Genomic DNA, 14815 nt, shown 5'->3' with positions numbered 1-14815 from the left:
TATTTATTACCAATGATTGGACGTGCATTTTGGCTAGCCTTAGTGTTACTCAGCTATTTGCTGATTTAACTTGTAAACAAGATGCTAATATGGCGATAAAGGTTAACATTTATCTTAATGTTATCCATTAATCTCGCTTGATCATGCTAAGTTTCTTCAACCTATCAAATCTAGCTGACTCATCATCTAGACGGATATTTATGTTATGCCATTTTCACACTTGAAATCAGTTCTCACGCTTTCGTTACTGTTTCCCCCGAATGTCTTGGCAACTGCTGTCGATTTTAGTGACTATGGTCCTTTACGCAGCTATGCGCAATCACCGGCCCAAGCAGGCAGTTTAACACCGATGTTAAGATCAGGGTTTTCGTTACCTGAAGGTCAAAAAGAGCTGCACTTATCCGCAAGTGCAGCCAGTGTTTGGGCTGAAACCGATGACTATTTTGCCGATTACTATCACAACACCCTTGAAGGGGGACTGACTTGGCAAGTCAATGATAAATGGATGATAGATACCAGTTATCACTGGCGTTTTAGTGGCGATAATCACTTAGACTCAGTAACTATGTGGTTTCATGATGCATTTGGTTTTAGTCAAAATGGTCGTGAAGATGCCGCTAAACATCAAAATCAAATATTTTCTAAAGATGGCGTTAATCAGCAAGATATTTCAGGCGAAAACCTCAATAATGTCGTCATACTTTATGTTGGCTACCAATTGTTTGAAAACCAATATCAGGGCTTATCTTTAGGAGGCAGCCTATATTATAACTATGTCGACTCAGGCCCCTTTGAAGATGAAAGCTTTGAACAAGCGTTACAGCTTAATTACAGCTTTCGTTATGAAAAACATCATGTTCATTCTACCGCAGCTGTTAGTTTTAGGCAGGGTAATGAGGTTCTTTCGGGGATAAGCTACGATAATCATGCTTATTCCGTCAATCTCGGTTATGAATATTTAACGGGTCGCCATGGCTGGTTACTTGAATTACATCACTATCAGGGCTTACTCGAAACCGAAAATGATTTTTCAAAAGCCTCGAACGAAATATTACTCGGCTACCGTTACTATTTAGATACCAGTGCAATAGAATTCTCTATTGTTGAAAACTATTTCAATATGGATAACAGCACTGATATTGCCTTTAACATTGGCTATCGCGTTAAGTTATAATCACAATATTTTAAAACTATGCCAACAAAAACAGAGGCGACATAGCCTCTGTTTTTATATCAAACTTATTATTTGAATAAGCTTATTTCAGCAATAAGGATTGGATATCGATAAAGTTGGCGGCATGGTCCGCATCCGCCTGTTTAAGATGTGGAATACAGCCAAGGAAAGGCGCTGTCATCATCTCTTTGAGTGTGGCTAGGTTTTCATCAAACACACTCATATTCGGATCGATGCAATTAGCCACCCAACCAGCGACCGTTAAGCCATCGGCTAATATCGCTTCTTGAGTTAATAACGCATGATTTAGACAACCGAGCTTCATTCCCACCACAAGAATGACCGGTAAATTAAGCTGTTGTACCAACTCAGATAAGTAGCGCCCTTCCCCTAAGGGCAAACGCCAACCGCCCGCCCCTTCGATTAAACAAAAATCCGCCTGCGCAAACGCCGCGCGATCAATCTTGGCCAAAATAGCCTCAGGGGATAAATTAACGCCTAGTTGCTGCGCCGCAATATGCGGTGCAATCGCAGGTTCAAAACTTATCGGATTCACCTGCTCATAGCTCAGTTTAAGGGATGAGGCCGACATCAGTTTTAATGCATCACTGTTACGCAAGCCCTTTTCAGTGATTTCACAGCCTGAGGCAACAGGCTTCACCCCAAGACTTAAGCGCGAAGACCCTGCGCACAGAACGTCACGATTGAATGCGGTTAACAGTGCGGTCGATACTAAGGTTTTACCGCTATCGGTATCTGTACCTGTTACAAAAAACATGCGTTTTCCTTGTTAATCTATTGGCCAATCATGCGCCAAACCGTTGCTAGAGGCTTATACCGAGCCACCTTGGCGACGCACACGAAATTGGGCGATCTGATAGGTTAAAGGCAGGCCCTGTGCCTCACGAAATAGTTCTGCGCATTGTTGTAAAGCCTGCCAATCGTGGCGGCCACGCAATTTACCTAAATGGGCATCGGGATCTGCAGAAGTTACTGTCTGTAATGAGGATTGCACCGATGCGCCCACGCCCTTAATGGAATAAAGTAAGGTTTTAAGGTCTTGAAAATAGACGGTCATTGGCATGAGCTTCACATCAAGAAATTGCCAATCTGTGTCGTCAAATGCCGCTTGTAAGCTTTCAAGGGATAAAAAACTGTTGACCCTCAAACCAAGAGTAGATAACTGAGCCAGGCTGCCTGCCGCCACGATACTCAGATGCGCTTCTCCACCTGATTTTAAGACTCTGGCCATTTCGCTGGTTGCAGCCGAAAAGTCATGGCACCACTGCAGAGCCAAATTAGAGTAAATATTATCGATGCACGCATCGGCAAAGGGTAATTGCTCGGCATTACCGCAAACACACCGGTGCTCAGGGTAAGTCGCATTAAGCTGTTGCAGCATGCCCAAAGCGATATCGAGTGCATAAACTCTAATATCTGTGCCTGTGGCATTATGATCAAAATTGGTTCCCGGCCCTGCGCCAATATCAAGAATTGCGCCCTTGACTGCAAATCCCTGCAACAAACTCGCACCGCTTAAACGCTGCAAACAGTTATGCTCTTGATAGCTCTTGGCTGCTGCTGAAAACCGCTCGGCAATATGCGAGAGCTGATCTGCGGGCTCATGAGGATTAAGGCTAACGCCAAGTGGCATGGACATCTCTGGTTATTCTCACTTTTAAATCAAACTCTGATCTTTCAACTCTCAAGATTAAGGCATCGAATCGTCGGCCATAAGCAGTATCGAAAACATTAGCTTATCGCGCAGGACGCTCAGATACCCTAGGTAGTGCAACTTCGGCCAGCACTTGTGCAATGCCCTTAACACAGCACCGAATTGCCGCCTCGCTATGGCATGCACTCAAAGTAATACGTAATCTTGCTGAGCCTACGGGCACGGTTGGTGGACGAATTGCCCCAACCCAAATCCCCATGGCTTTTAGCTTTTGCGCAACCAGTAAGGTTTGCTCGGCATCACCGATGATCAGAGGTTGAATCGCGGTATTACTACCAAGAAGTGGAATATCGGCATCTTGGCATAACTGTTTAAAAATCGAGATATTACGCTGCAAATTTTGCCTAAGTTCAGGATGAGCTTCACAGTGTTCAACTGCGGCCAAAGCTAGCGCAGCATTGGCCGGTGACAGTGCAGTGGAATAAATATATTCCCGCGCATTACTCACTAAAAACGCAATCAACTCACGACTACCCAGAATTGCTGCGCCTTGACAGCCTAATGCCTTGCCAAAAGTCACTATCTGGATATCGATAAGGTTGGCAGCTGGCTGATTAAAAATATCGGACACGCCAAAACCATGGGCATCATCGACAATCAACCATGCATTATGCGCGCGGCAAAGTGCAGATAACGCCGAAATCGGCGCAATATCGCCATCCATGCTAAACACACTTTCAGTTATCAGCGCTGAAACCGTGTTTTTGGCTAACAGCCGCTCCGCACTCTCAGTTGAGTTGTGCAAAAAGCGTTTAAAATCTGCGCCACTATCGCGTAAACCATCGATAATCGACGCGTGAACCAGCTTATCCGCCAGCACAACATCTTGCTTATCGAACAGGGTTTTACAGAGCGTACTATTAGCGCTAAACCCTGAGCTAAACAGTAGCGCTGACTCAAATCCGGTTATCTGGCACAGCTTAGTTTCCAGCGCTAAATGCGCCTCATTGTAGCCCGTCACCAGTGGCGATGCCCCGCTGCCAACACCATATTGCTGTGCGCCGCGGTGTAGCGCCGCAATTAATTCGGGCGCACGGCAAAGCCCTAAGTAGTCGTTACTGCTGAAATTAAGATAAGTTTGCCCCTCAAAGCAAAACTGCGGCTCAGCGTCACTTAGCTCGGCATCGGTTGATAATGCTTGACGCTGCCTTAGCAAACCTTGCCCTGCTAAGGCTTGCTGACGAGCGCGGATTTTTGAAGCCAGTTTTGACGCGAGTGGTGAACTCATATTCTCTTGCTCAGGATTTTCTTGCTAAACGTAAGCGCCATAAATCCTTTAGAAGGTAAAGCGCTACAACGCTTGATGAAGCGCATTTATACACTGTGGTTATAGCGCAGCCGCATCATAAAACTGAGACGCAGCTTTATCTTGGTGAGCCGCAGCTTTAGCTAATACCGCTTGCTCATCATCGATAGTCGCAGCAGCGCCCTGCTCAGGACGTAAGCCCAGACGACGGAACAGCCCCATATCGTCACTTTCTTCGGGGTTTGGCGTAGTCAACAGCTTGCAGCCATAGAAAATCGAGTTAGCACCTGCAAAGAAACACATAGCCTGCAGCTCGTCAGTCATGTTTTCACGGCCCGCGGATAAACGCACACGGGACTTAGGCATTAAAATACGTGCCACGGCGATGGTACGGACAAACTCCAACGGATCTAAATCATCGAGTTTTTCGAAAGGAGTACCGGCCACTTTGACTAGCATATTGATCGGCACAGAATCCGGATGCTGAGGTAAATTCGCCAGTTGTTGTAATAAACCCGCCCGGTCTGTGGCCTTCTCACCCATACCAACAATGCCGCCAGAGCAAACTTTCATGCCCGATGCGCGCACATGGCTTAAGGTATCTAAGCGGTTTTGATAGGTACGGGTGGTGATCACATCGCCGTAATATTCAGGCGAGGTATCTAAATTGTGGTTGTAATAATCAAGGCCCGCATCGGCCAACTCGTTGGCTTGCTCGGCGCTTAACATCCCTAAGGTCATGCAGGTTTCCATGCCGAGGGCTTTCACCTCTTGCACCATTTGCTTAAGGTATGGCATGTCTTTATCTTTCGGGTTACGCCAAGCGGCGCCCATACAGAAACGCGAAGCACCCGCGGCTTTGGCACTGCGCGCTTCGGTGAGCACGGTTTCCATCGCTAAGAGACGCTCTTTTTCAAGGCCAGTGTCGTAACGCGCACTCTGCGGACAATATTTACAATCCTCAGGACAAGCACCGGTTTTGATCGACAGTAAGCGGCTGATCTGCACTTCGTTAGGATCGTACACTTCACGGTGGATACTGTGGGCTTTAAATAATAAGTCATTCATCGGCAGCGCAAATAAGGCTTCGATTTCTTCCCGCTTCCAATCATGACGAACTTGCAACTGCGACATTGAACACCCTTTTATTTTTGTATTTTACCTTGGCTAGGATAACCTCAGCCCTTAAACTGTCAACGCCAACCAGTGATACAGGTTTACCACTGACTAATTTTCAATCAACACTGTGAGCTTTTATGCGCAATTTACTCGATTTTGATTTTGATAGCGCCCATATTTGGCACCCTTATACCTCTATGACTCGCGCACTTCCTGTTTTTGGGGTACACAGTGCCCAAGGCTGCGAGCTGGAATTGGTCGATGGCCGTAAACTGATTGATGGCACCAGCTCTTGGTGGGCCTGCGTGCATGGCTATGGTCATCCGGCAATATTAACGGCGATGGAGCAGCAATTGCACCAACTCAGCCATGTCATGTTTGGTGGCATTACCCATGAACCCGCCATTACACTCTGCAAAAAACTGCTGGCGATGACCTGCGAGCCCCTCACTAAAGTCTTTCTGTGCGACTCAGGCTCAATTGCCGTCGAAGTTGCCATCAAAATGGCGCTGCAATATTGGCAGGGGCAAGATTTGCCTTTAGCGCAAAAGGCACAAAAACAGCGCATTCTCACGGTGAAGAAGGGCTACCATGGCGATACTTTTGCCGCCATGAGTGTCTGCGATCCCGAAGGTGGCATGCATACCATGTTTGGTGAAGCAGTCACTAAACAGTGTTTTGTCGACGCGCCGCAAACGCCCTTTGGTGAATCGTTACACCAAGACGATTTAGCACCCATGCAGCGCATTTTACGCGAACAACATCATGACATTGCCGCCGTGATTATCGAACCGATTATGCAGGGCGCAGGGGGAATGCGCTTCTACAGTAGCGAATATTTACGTGGTCTGCGTGCCCTGTGTGATGAATATAATGTGCTGCTTATCCTCGATGAAATCGCCACGGGTTTTGGCCGAACCGGTAAGTTATTTGCCTATGAACATGCCGACATCACGCCCGACATTCTCTGCCTAGGCAAAGCCTTAACGGGTGGTTATATTAGCCTTGCCGCTACCTTGTGCACGGATAACGTCGCCCAAGGCATTAGCCAATCGCCCGCAGGCGTCTTTATGCATGGCCCGACATTTATGGGTAATCCCCTCGCCTGCGCCGCCGCCTGCGCCAGCTTAGATTTGATCAATCAGCAGGAGTGGCCAGCACAGGTTGCTGCCATCGAGCAGCAAATGCAGCGCGAGCTTGCCGATGCCATCGATATTCCTAGCGTAAAAGCAGTGCGCGTGCTTGGCGCGGTGGGGGTGTTAGAAATGCACCAAGCGGTCAATACCGCGGCGCTGCAGCAGCAATTTGTCGACCTAGGCGTATGGGTTAGACCCTTTGCCAACCTGATTTATATTATGCCGTCCTATGTGATAAGTTCAGTGCAGCTGACCCAACTCACCCAAGCGATGAAGCAAGTCGCGGCCACCATTACACCATCGAAAACCACTTCGGATGACGCAAGTCGAGGTCAAAACATCTGCATCAGCCATGGCTAATCGCCATGGCCGCAAGTTATTAAGCCTTTTTGACCAGGCTTGATATCAATGCCCGCAGCGCCGCGGGTTTAATCATTTTCGCCATATAGTGATAACCGCGGCGCTGCACATCTTCCACCAGCTCTTTGCGAGTGTTCGCTGTGATTAAAATGCCCGGTAACTCTTTGCCATAGAGTGCGCGGATCCCATCCATCGCATCAACACCGTTTTGACCATCATCCAAGTGAAAATCGGCTAACACGATATCGGGCGCTACGCCTTTAAGGCCTAATTTAATCCGCGCATCGGCTAAGTCTTTGGCACAAATCACCTCGCATTGCCAACGACTGAGTAAGCTCTCAAGCCCCGCTAGAATGGCCTCCTCATTGTCGATACACAGCACTTTAATCCCGGATAACGGTTGTAATAACGATGGCAATGCCTTCACCTGCGGCTGACGCACGGTTTCCCCTAAGGGAACCGTAATGGAAAACACAGAGCCACGCCCCAATTGTGAAGACACTTGAATACCGTGGTTTAGCACGCGGCTTATCCTATCGGCAATCGCCAACCCTAAGCCTAAACCGCTGACACTTTTACTCCGAGGATTATTTAAGCGTTTAAATTCTTTAAAGATTTCATGTGTTTCATGCTCTTCAATCCCACAGCCCGTATCGAGCACTTGGATCTCCAATTCGCTGCCGCGATGACGGCATCCAAACAGCACTCGCCCTCCGCGGGCATAACGGTAGGCATTGGTTAAAAAGTTTTGCAGCACACGCCTGAGCAAAGAAGGATCAGAATTCACCGTCGCGCTGCAGGGGATCATCTTAAAGCGAATTTGATTGTCCGCCGCCATCGCCTCAAATTCGACCGACAGACCATTAAGTAGCTCAGATATAGCAAAGTCACGGCGGTTCACTTCGACCATGCCGGAATCCAACTTAGAAATATCCAATAAGTCGGTGAGCAACTCGCCGGCGGTTTTAAGCGAGCTATTCACATGGGATAAGGTGGTGCGTGCCTCGCGATCCAAATTAGGGTATTGGGATAACGACGCAGTAAACAATCTTGCCGCATTCAGTGGCTGCATTAAATCGTGCCCCACCGCCGCTAAAAAGCGACTCTTAGAGGCGTTAGCCATTTCTTCCTGTGCTTTGGCCTCAAGTAACTCACTATTTAGCAGAGCTAGTTCGTAGGTACGTTCTTTAACACGCGACTCGAGCGTTTCATTGGCTTCGAGCAACGCCCGTTCTTGCTCACGATATTGGGTAATGTCGGTAAAGGTCATCACAAAACCACCATCGGGCATGGGATTACCTTGAATTTTAATCACTTTACCGTCTTTACGTTGCCGCTCTGAAGTATGGGGCGTGCCATTACGCATATGCTGCACACGTTTTTCAACCTGTTGTTCTATATCGCCATCGCCACAATAACCTCTGGCGGCATTAAAGCGGATCACTTCACTGATAGGCATTCCTTGCTGTAAAAAGCCTTCAGGATATTGATATAACTCGACATATTTGTAGTTCCATGCAACCAAGTTAAGGTCGCTGTCGATCACGCTCATCCCTTCGTAGGCATGCTCGATAGCGCCGCGCAGCATATCTTGACTAAGCATGATTTTGGATGAGGCTTCATCCACAAGGCTAAAGACTTCATCTAAGGCCAAGTCACGACCTTGTAAAACCGAATCCATAACTAAAGAAGCACTTGAAGCGCCGAGCACGCCAGCGAGTAAACGCTCGGTATGGGCAATCAGTTCAGGAGTCGCGGCCTTATGCCAACTGTCACTTTTAACCGCTTCGGTAGAGAATCGACTAAAACTTTCATAGGCACGGGTTGGACTCACAAAGCGGCTAGCTAAAATCAATAAATCCTGCTGCGAGATAGGGCCGCTTTTCTTATTGGCATTATTTTTAAGCTTACCAGGGCTGACAAAAGCACTGGCCTGAATACGCTCAGCCACCCCAGCCCTGAACCAAATCGAGCCCAACACATAACAGGCAATATTGGCAAATAACGCCGTAAGCGCATCACGCACATTCGGTGTAATAGCATCTAATAGGTCGAAATTACTAGACATTAATGTCGCTGGGCTTTGGTTACCCGTCATGCCACTGAGCATGATGTAAAACCACAAGCTAAAACCCACACTGAGTCCTAAAAACACCCCTGCACGATTGCCGTGTTTCCAGTAGAGTCCACCCACTAACGCGGGTGCAAGTTGGGCAAAAGCACCAAAGGACAGCATCCCCAGATGCGATAACGAGTCGCTGTCAGCCAGCGCCAGATAACTGCCGTAACCCAACCCAAGGATGATGATAATCGCGAGGCGGCGGGCATTTAATAGCATCTGCGAAAACTGGCTGAAGTTTTTCTCGCGGATATTGCCAGTACGTAACATCACAGGGACGAGCCATTCGTTACTCACCATAACACTGATTGTCACCACGGCCACAATCACCATCCCCGTCGCCGCAGATAAGGTGCCTAACAGCGCAATCACCGCCAGCAGTGGATGATCTAACGCAAGCGGTAAATTAATCACATAGGTATCAGCGGCAACGCTATCGCCCAAGATCAATTTACCCGCTAATGCCAGTGGCCCGACAAATAGACCAAATAAGGCCAAATACAGCGGAAACAACCAACGTCCCTTAGAAAGAACCGACTCATCGGCACATTCCACCACCATCACATGGAATTGGCGCGGCATACACAAAAATGCCGCCATGCCGACAAGCAGTTCAGGCATCAAAGTTTCAATACGGGGGTTTGGGTGATGAATTAACGCTTTATCACTCGCCTGCTGCCAAATATCGCCAAACCCGTCAAATACGCCAAAGCTAATCACCATCCCCACCAGCAAAAATGCTGCCAGTTTCACTAAGGATTCGAATGCGATAGCCAGCATCATCCCGGGATTATGCTCGGTAGCATCGAGCTTACGAGTGCCAAAAAGAATGGCAAAAATGGCTAACAGCGCGGTGATCAGTAGCGCAATCATAATGCCATTTAAGGGGTCATCCGCGGGTTGAAATAGATTTAGGCTGAACACCATTGCCTTAAGTTGCAGCGCAATATAAGGCATGATGCCAAACAACGCTATCAGGGTAACAATGGCCGCCAAGGTTTGCGATTTACCGTAACGGGCGGCGATAAAGTCGGCGACCGAGGTAATATTTTGCGCCTTGGACACGAGGACCATCTTGCGCAACATGCCAAACCCTAAGGTGAAGATAAGAATTGGGCCGATAAAAATCGGAATGAACGACCAAAAATCCTTAGCCGACTGTCCAACCGTGCCTAAAAAACTCCAAGAAGAACAATAAACCGCCAAGCTTAAGCCATAAATGACCACTTGCAGCTTCTTGGTCACGCCGCTAAACCAGCGCTCCGCCCCCCAGGCTAAAAGGAATAAAAGTGATACATAACAAATAGCAATAACGGCGACGACTAAGGTGAGATTCATATTTTTGCTCTTTTTTCCATTATTGTGCGATAAATAATGGCTGAAATCTAGCCAGATTTTCGAGTGCAACAGCCTAAATATAAAGGAAATTTTAAAACTAGACCAAGGTCTAATGGAGTTGACTCCCTCTTGCATACCATACTCAGACCACGCAATTTTTCGAAAGGGAAGCCCTATGAGCTCGCAGTCTCTCTACAAAGTCTCCGGCAATATCGCTGCCAATGCACTTGTAAATAACGATCAATATAAAACAATGTACCAAGAGTCGATTGTCAATCCAGAGGGTTTCTGGAGAGAGCACGGCAAACGCATCGATTGGATAAAGCCATACACTAAAATCAAAAAAACCACTTTTGACGATCATAATTTATCGATTAACTGGTTCTATGACGGCACCCTAAACGCATCGGCAAACTGTCTAGATCGCCATTTGGCGGAGCACAGCGACCGTGTTGCCATTATTTGGGAAGGCGATAACGCCAACGAACAACGCAAAATCACCTACGGTGAACTGCACACTCAAGTATGTAAATTTGCCAACGCGCTACGCAGCCAAGGCGTACGCCGTGGCGATATCGTTACGATTTATATGCCGATGGTGCCAGAAGCCGCCGTCGCTATGCTGGCCTGTGCTCGCATTGGTGCCGTGCATTCCGTTGTTTTTGGTGGTTTCTCACCCGATTCTATTGCCTCTCGGGTTATCGATGGTAAATCCAAAATCGTCATCACCTCCGATGAAGGTATGCGTGGTGGCCGCGCCATTCCGCTCAAACGCAACATCGACGATGCGTTAAAACATCCCGATGTGACCAGTGTTGAGAAAGTCATTGTGCTTCAACGCACTGGCGGCAAGATTGACTGGGTAGAAGGTCGCGATGTGTGGTGGCATTCACTGGTTGAAACAGCATCCGAACATTGCGCTGTCGAAGAAATGGGCGCAGAAGATCCGCTGTTCTTACTCTATACCTCAGGTTCAACGGGTAATCCAAAGGGCGTATTGCACACTACTGGTGGTTATATGGTGTATGCCTCCATGACCCACGAGTATGTGTTCGATTACAAACCCGGTGAGATTTACTGGTGTACTGCTGATGTGGGTTGGATTACTGGTCACTCCTATATGGTATATGGCCCGCTTGCCAACGGCGCAACGGTGCTCATCCACGAAGGTGTTCCTAACCACCCAAGCCCTGCACGTTTAGGCGAGATGATTGACCGCCATAAAGTCAATATTCTCTATACTGCACCAACGCTTATTCGTGCACTAATGGCCGAAGGTAAACAACATTTTGATAAGTACGATGGCAGCTCACTGCGCATCATGGGCTCTGTAGGCGAACCCATCAACCCAGAAGCTTGGCGTTGGTACCACGAGGTCATCGGCCACGAGCATTGCCCGATTGTCGATACTTGGTGGCAAACTGAAACTGGCGGCATTTTGATCACCCCACTGCCAGGCGCGACCGATACCAAACCAGGCTCGGCAACTCGCCCATTCTTTGGGGTACAACCGGCGCTCGTGGACAACATGGGTAACATTTTAGAAGGCGCAACCGAAGGAAACTTAGTGCTGCTCGACTCATGGCCTGGCCAAATGCGGACCGTATATGGTGACCATGAACGCTTCGTACTGACCTATTTTAAAACCTTCCGTGGTATGTACTTTACCGGTGACGGCGCACGCCGCGATGAAGACGGTTATTACTGGATCACTGGCCGCGTGGACGATGTGATTAACGTTTCCGGCCACAGATTAGGTACCGCCGAAGTGGAAAGTGCACTGGTGTCACACGAACTGGTCGCTGAAGCTGCTGTAGTGGGCTATCCCCATGATATTAAAGGCCAAGGTATTTACGCTTATGTGACCTTAACCCGCGGCACAGAAGAAAGCGAAGAACTTCGCCAAGAGCTGCGCCAATGGGTTCGCAAAGAAATTGGCGCCTTAGCCACACCGGATCTGATCCAGTGGGCAACAGGCTTACCTAAGACCCGTTCTGGCAAAATCATGCGCCGCTTCCTGCGTAAGATTGCCGCAAACGAAGTAACCAATTTAGGGGATGCATCAACACTGGCCGACCCAGCTGTGATTGAGACCTTGATTGAAACTCGCTTGAATCGCAACGAGTAATCGTTGTCCCACACTTAATCGTGATTTATCACGATTAAGTGTTGCTTTAGCTCCTGTTCATTTGAACACCTGTCCGTTTTAGCAAGTGTTCCTTTTAATCAAGTAAACCCTGTTGAGAAAGTGCCTGATTGCCCCTTTCTCTTAGTTGCCCCTCCAACCAAGGGGCATTTTTTTGGTTCTGTGTTAAGCTTGGCGCTAAACTCAGTCGACCAAGAATAGCTAGCAGCGTGTCAGTTAATTCCAGCCCAAGCGTTACCCTCAGGGATTATCAGCAACAAGCCGTCGATGCCACCATCGCGCATTTCAAAAAAAGCACCGATTCCGCCGTGTTAGTCCTACCAACTGGAGCAGGGAAAAGTATCGTTATTGCCGAGCTTGCCCGCATCGCCAGAGGACGCGTGCTGGTTTTAACCCATGTGAAGGAACTGGTTGCCCAAAACGCACAAAAGGTGGGATTACTGACGACTGAGGCCAGCATTTATTCCGCAGGGCTAAATCAAAAATCGACTGACGGCAAAACCGTCGTGGCCAGTATCCAATCCGCTGCGCGCGCCTTAACTCAATTCGATGAGCCCTTCTCGCTGGTGATTATCGATGAATGCCACAGAGTCAGCCTCGAAAAAACCAGCCAATATCAGCAGCTCTTAACTCATTTACAGCAGCGTAATCCAAAGCTCAAATTATTAGGCCTGACTGCCACCCCTTATCGACTGGGCACTGGCTGGATTTACAAACACCACTACCACGGCAAAGTGGGCTCGCCTGAACTTGGGATCTTCGAGCAATGTATTTTCGAGCTCCCCATCCGTCCGCTGATTAAACAAGGCTATTTAACTTCACCAACCTTATTTGATGGTTTAAGCGCCCAATATGACTTCAGCCGAATCAAACCCAATGACAATGGCGAATATCCCGAGGCCCAAGTTAATGCGCTGCTGAACCACGCTGGGCGCGCCACAACGGCGATTGTGAAGCAACTGATTGAACTGAGTCATCATCGCCAAGGGATCATTATTTTTGCCGCGACCGTGCGCCATGCTGAAGAAATTGTCAGCCAGCTTAACAAGGAACACAGCGAACAAACGGCAATCGTCACGGCGCAAACGCCAGATAATGAACGTGATGAACTGATCGAGCGCTTTAAAGCGAGGGAGCTTAAGTTCCTCGTCAACGTCGCGGTATTGACCACCGGATTCGATGCGCCCCATGTGGATTTGATTGCGATTTTACGCCCCACCGCATCGGTGAGTTTGTTTCAGCAAATGATTGGCCGCGGTCTTAGGATCTGTGAAGGTAAAAAAGATTGTTTAGTGATTGATTACGCGGCCAATGGCTATGATTTGTATTTTCCAGAAGTCGGCCAAGCTAAGCCCAATAGCAAATCTGTTCCGGTACAAGTGCATTGCCCTGTCTGCCAGTTTGCCAATATCTTTTGGGGATTAACCAACAAGGATGGCGATATTATCGAGCACTTTGGCCGTCGCTGTCAGGGCATTGTCGAGCATCATGGGCAAAAGCAACAATGTGACTTTCGATTTAGGTCTAAATCCTGTCCCGATTGCGGACAAGAGAACGACATTGCGGCGCGTATTTGCCAGCATTGCCATTCGACCTTAATCGACCCCGATAAACGCCTTAAGCAAGTATTGAATAAGCAACACCATCATCTGTTCCGCTGCCAGCATATGACGTTAATGGATGATGCAGGCGATCTTAAGGTGCAATATCTAGACATTGACGGAAATGAGTTTAATCGGCACTTTAAGCTGCAAACACCCGCCCAATGGCGTGCCTTGTATGCGCTGTTTATTTTCCCCCATAGTCGCACGCCAGGCATTAAACCTAAGCAATACAAAAAAGTGTCTGAGCTGATTGCCGATAGCGCCGCCTTTCGGATGCCAGATCTGTTACTGCTGAAAAAGCACAAAAAAGGCTGGGATCTGCTCGAAAGCTATTTCGATTACCAAGGGCGCTATCAAACTGAAAATAAACACATCTGACATTATCAATTCGGTTAGCGCTATGGTATAAATCGCTTAAAGTAATCCTAAGGAGCTATTATGTACGTTGTTATTTTTGGCCGTCCTGGCTGTCCTTATTGCGTGCGAGCAGTACAACTGTCAGAGCAACTCGTTGAAAAACGTGATGACTTTAAATTTAGATATGTAGATATCCACGCCGAAGGGATTTCTAAAGCGGATCTCGAGAAGACTGTCGGCAAGCCAGTCGAAACGGTGCCCCAGATTTTCGTTGATGAAAAACACGTAGGTGGTTGCACCGATTTCGAACAATATGTTCGTGATAACAATCTGTTAGGTTAACCCTAATACGAGGTAAAGAATCCACCTTCTAAAGAAGGTGGCTTTGTTTTAACCCCCTAAAAGGGGGCCTTTATTCAAGAGCAAGTTGACCCTGCTCTTGCCGCTCTACTTTCTCTTGATGCCTAACGTATCTACGGAT

Annotated in this window: 10 protein-coding genes and 1 pseudogene; 5 read left to right on the top strand and 6 right to left on the bottom strand. The window is 47.9% G+C overall.

The genetic code is table 11. The features are described from left to right. Positions 1-205 precede the first annotated feature (205 nt). Positions 206-1174: a DUF3187 family protein gene (locus MMG82_RS20365; protein ID WP_047535083.1), complete on the top strand. Its 969-nt coding sequence runs from the start codon at positions 206-208 to the stop codon at positions 1172-1174. Between the two features lie 82 nt (positions 1175-1256). On the opposite strand, the gene bioD is transcribed toward MMG82_RS20365, so the two are convergent. From bioD to bioB, 4 genes are all read right to left on the bottom strand, one after another. Further along, positions 1257-1952 (bottom strand): dethiobiotin synthase, encoded by a 696-nt coding sequence (gene bioD / locus MMG82_RS20360; protein WP_047535080.1) that lies wholly within the window; start codon positions 1950-1952, stop codon positions 1257-1259. Between the two features lie 54 nt (positions 1953-2006). Beyond that, complete coding sequence (gene bioC, locus MMG82_RS20355) at positions 2007-2834, bottom strand: malonyl-ACP O-methyltransferase BioC (protein WP_144345672.1); 828 nt, start codon at positions 2832-2834, stop codon at positions 2007-2009. 97 nt (positions 2835-2931) lie between these two features. Next, positions 2932-4137, bottom strand: a complete 1206-nt coding sequence (locus MMG82_RS20350) for an 8-amino-7-oxononanoate synthase (protein WP_172589257.1) — start codon at positions 4135-4137, stop codon at positions 2932-2934. Positions 4138-4236: 99 nt separating this feature from the next. Then, positions 4237-5289, bottom strand: coding sequence for a biotin synthase BioB (gene bioB, locus MMG82_RS20345; protein WP_037427489.1), 1053 nt, complete (start codon positions 5287-5289; stop codon positions 4237-4239). 122 nt (positions 5290-5411) lie between these two features. Here bioB and bioA point away from each other — a divergent pair, with 122 nt between their 5' ends. Further along, positions 5412-6770 carry an adenosylmethionine--8-amino-7-oxononanoate transaminase gene (gene bioA / locus MMG82_RS20340; RefSeq protein ID WP_241407338.1) on the top strand — a complete coding sequence of 453 codons (1359 nt, stop codon included), beginning with the start codon at positions 5412-5414 and terminating at the stop codon, positions 6768-6770. Positions 6771-6789: 19 nt separating this feature from the next. Here bioA and MMG82_RS20335 read toward each other — a convergent pair whose 3' ends face one another. Continuing rightward, positions 6790-10227, bottom strand: coding sequence for a NahK/ErcS family hybrid sensor histidine kinase/response regulator (locus MMG82_RS20335; protein ID WP_240293320.1), 3438 nt, complete (start codon positions 10225-10227; stop codon positions 6790-6792). A gap of 175 nt (positions 10228-10402) precedes the next feature. Here MMG82_RS20335 and acs point away from each other — a divergent pair, with 175 nt between their 5' ends. The 3 genes from acs to MMG82_RS20320 all read left to right on the top strand — a co-directional run bounded on the left by acs (position 10403) and on the right by MMG82_RS20320 (position 14676). Further along, complete coding sequence (acs, locus tag MMG82_RS20330; RefSeq protein ID WP_047535065.1) at positions 10403-12355, top strand: acetate--CoA ligase; 1953 nt, start codon at positions 10403-10405, stop codon at positions 12353-12355. Between the two features lie 227 nt (positions 12356-12582). Continuing rightward, complete coding sequence (locus MMG82_RS20325) at positions 12583-14355, top strand: DEAD/DEAH box helicase family protein (RefSeq protein WP_241407337.1); 1773 nt, start codon at positions 12583-12585, stop codon at positions 14353-14355. A gap of 60 nt (positions 14356-14415) precedes the next feature. Then, positions 14416-14676 carry a GrxA family glutaredoxin gene (locus tag MMG82_RS20320; protein WP_011072684.1) on the top strand — a complete coding sequence of 87 codons (261 nt, stop codon included), beginning with the start codon at positions 14416-14418 and terminating at the stop codon, positions 14674-14676. 70 nt (positions 14677-14746) lie between these two features. Here the strand turns inward: MMG82_RS20320 and MMG82_RS20315 are convergent. Beyond that, positions 14747-14815, bottom strand: a pseudogene (locus MMG82_RS20315) (IS200/IS605 family transposase); the annotation flags it as partial.

The organism is Shewanella sp. MM_2022_3 (assembly GCF_022557375.1).
Classification (GTDB): Bacteria; Pseudomonadota; Gammaproteobacteria; order Enterobacterales; family Shewanellaceae; genus Shewanella; species Shewanella xiamenensis.
The sequence above is the reverse complement of the archived record's forward strand: the minus strand, read 5'-3'. Positions and strand labels throughout refer to the sequence as shown.

Coding starts and splice junctions, on each gene's coding strand:
- MMG82_RS20365 (WP_047535083.1), top strand. CDS start 206: ATGCCATTTTCACACTTGAAATCAGTTCTCACGCTTTCGTTACTGTTT.
- bioD (WP_047535080.1), bottom strand. CDS start 1,952: ATGTTTTTTGTAACAGGTACAGATACCGATAGCGGTAAAACCTTAGTA.
- bioC (WP_144345672.1), bottom strand. CDS start 2,834: ATGTCCATGCCACTTGGCGTTAGCCTTAATCCTCATGAGCCCGCAGAT.
- MMG82_RS20350 (WP_172589257.1), bottom strand. CDS start 4,137: ATGAGTTCACCACTCGCGTCAAAACTGGCTTCAAAAATCCGCGCTCGT.
- bioB (WP_037427489.1), bottom strand. CDS start 5,289: ATGTCGCAGTTGCAAGTTCGTCATGATTGGAAGCGGGAAGAAATCGAA.
- bioA (WP_241407338.1), top strand. CDS start 5,412: ATGCGCAATTTACTCGATTTTGATTTTGATAGCGCCCATATTTGGCAC.
- MMG82_RS20335 (WP_240293320.1), bottom strand. CDS start 10,227: ATGAATCTCACCTTAGTCGTCGCCGTTATTGCTATTTGTTATGTATCA.
- acs (WP_047535065.1), top strand. CDS start 10,403: ATGAGCTCGCAGTCTCTCTACAAAGTCTCCGGCAATATCGCTGCCAAT.
- MMG82_RS20320 (WP_011072684.1), top strand. CDS start 14,416: ATGTACGTTGTTATTTTTGGCCGTCCTGGCTGTCCTTATTGCGTGCGA.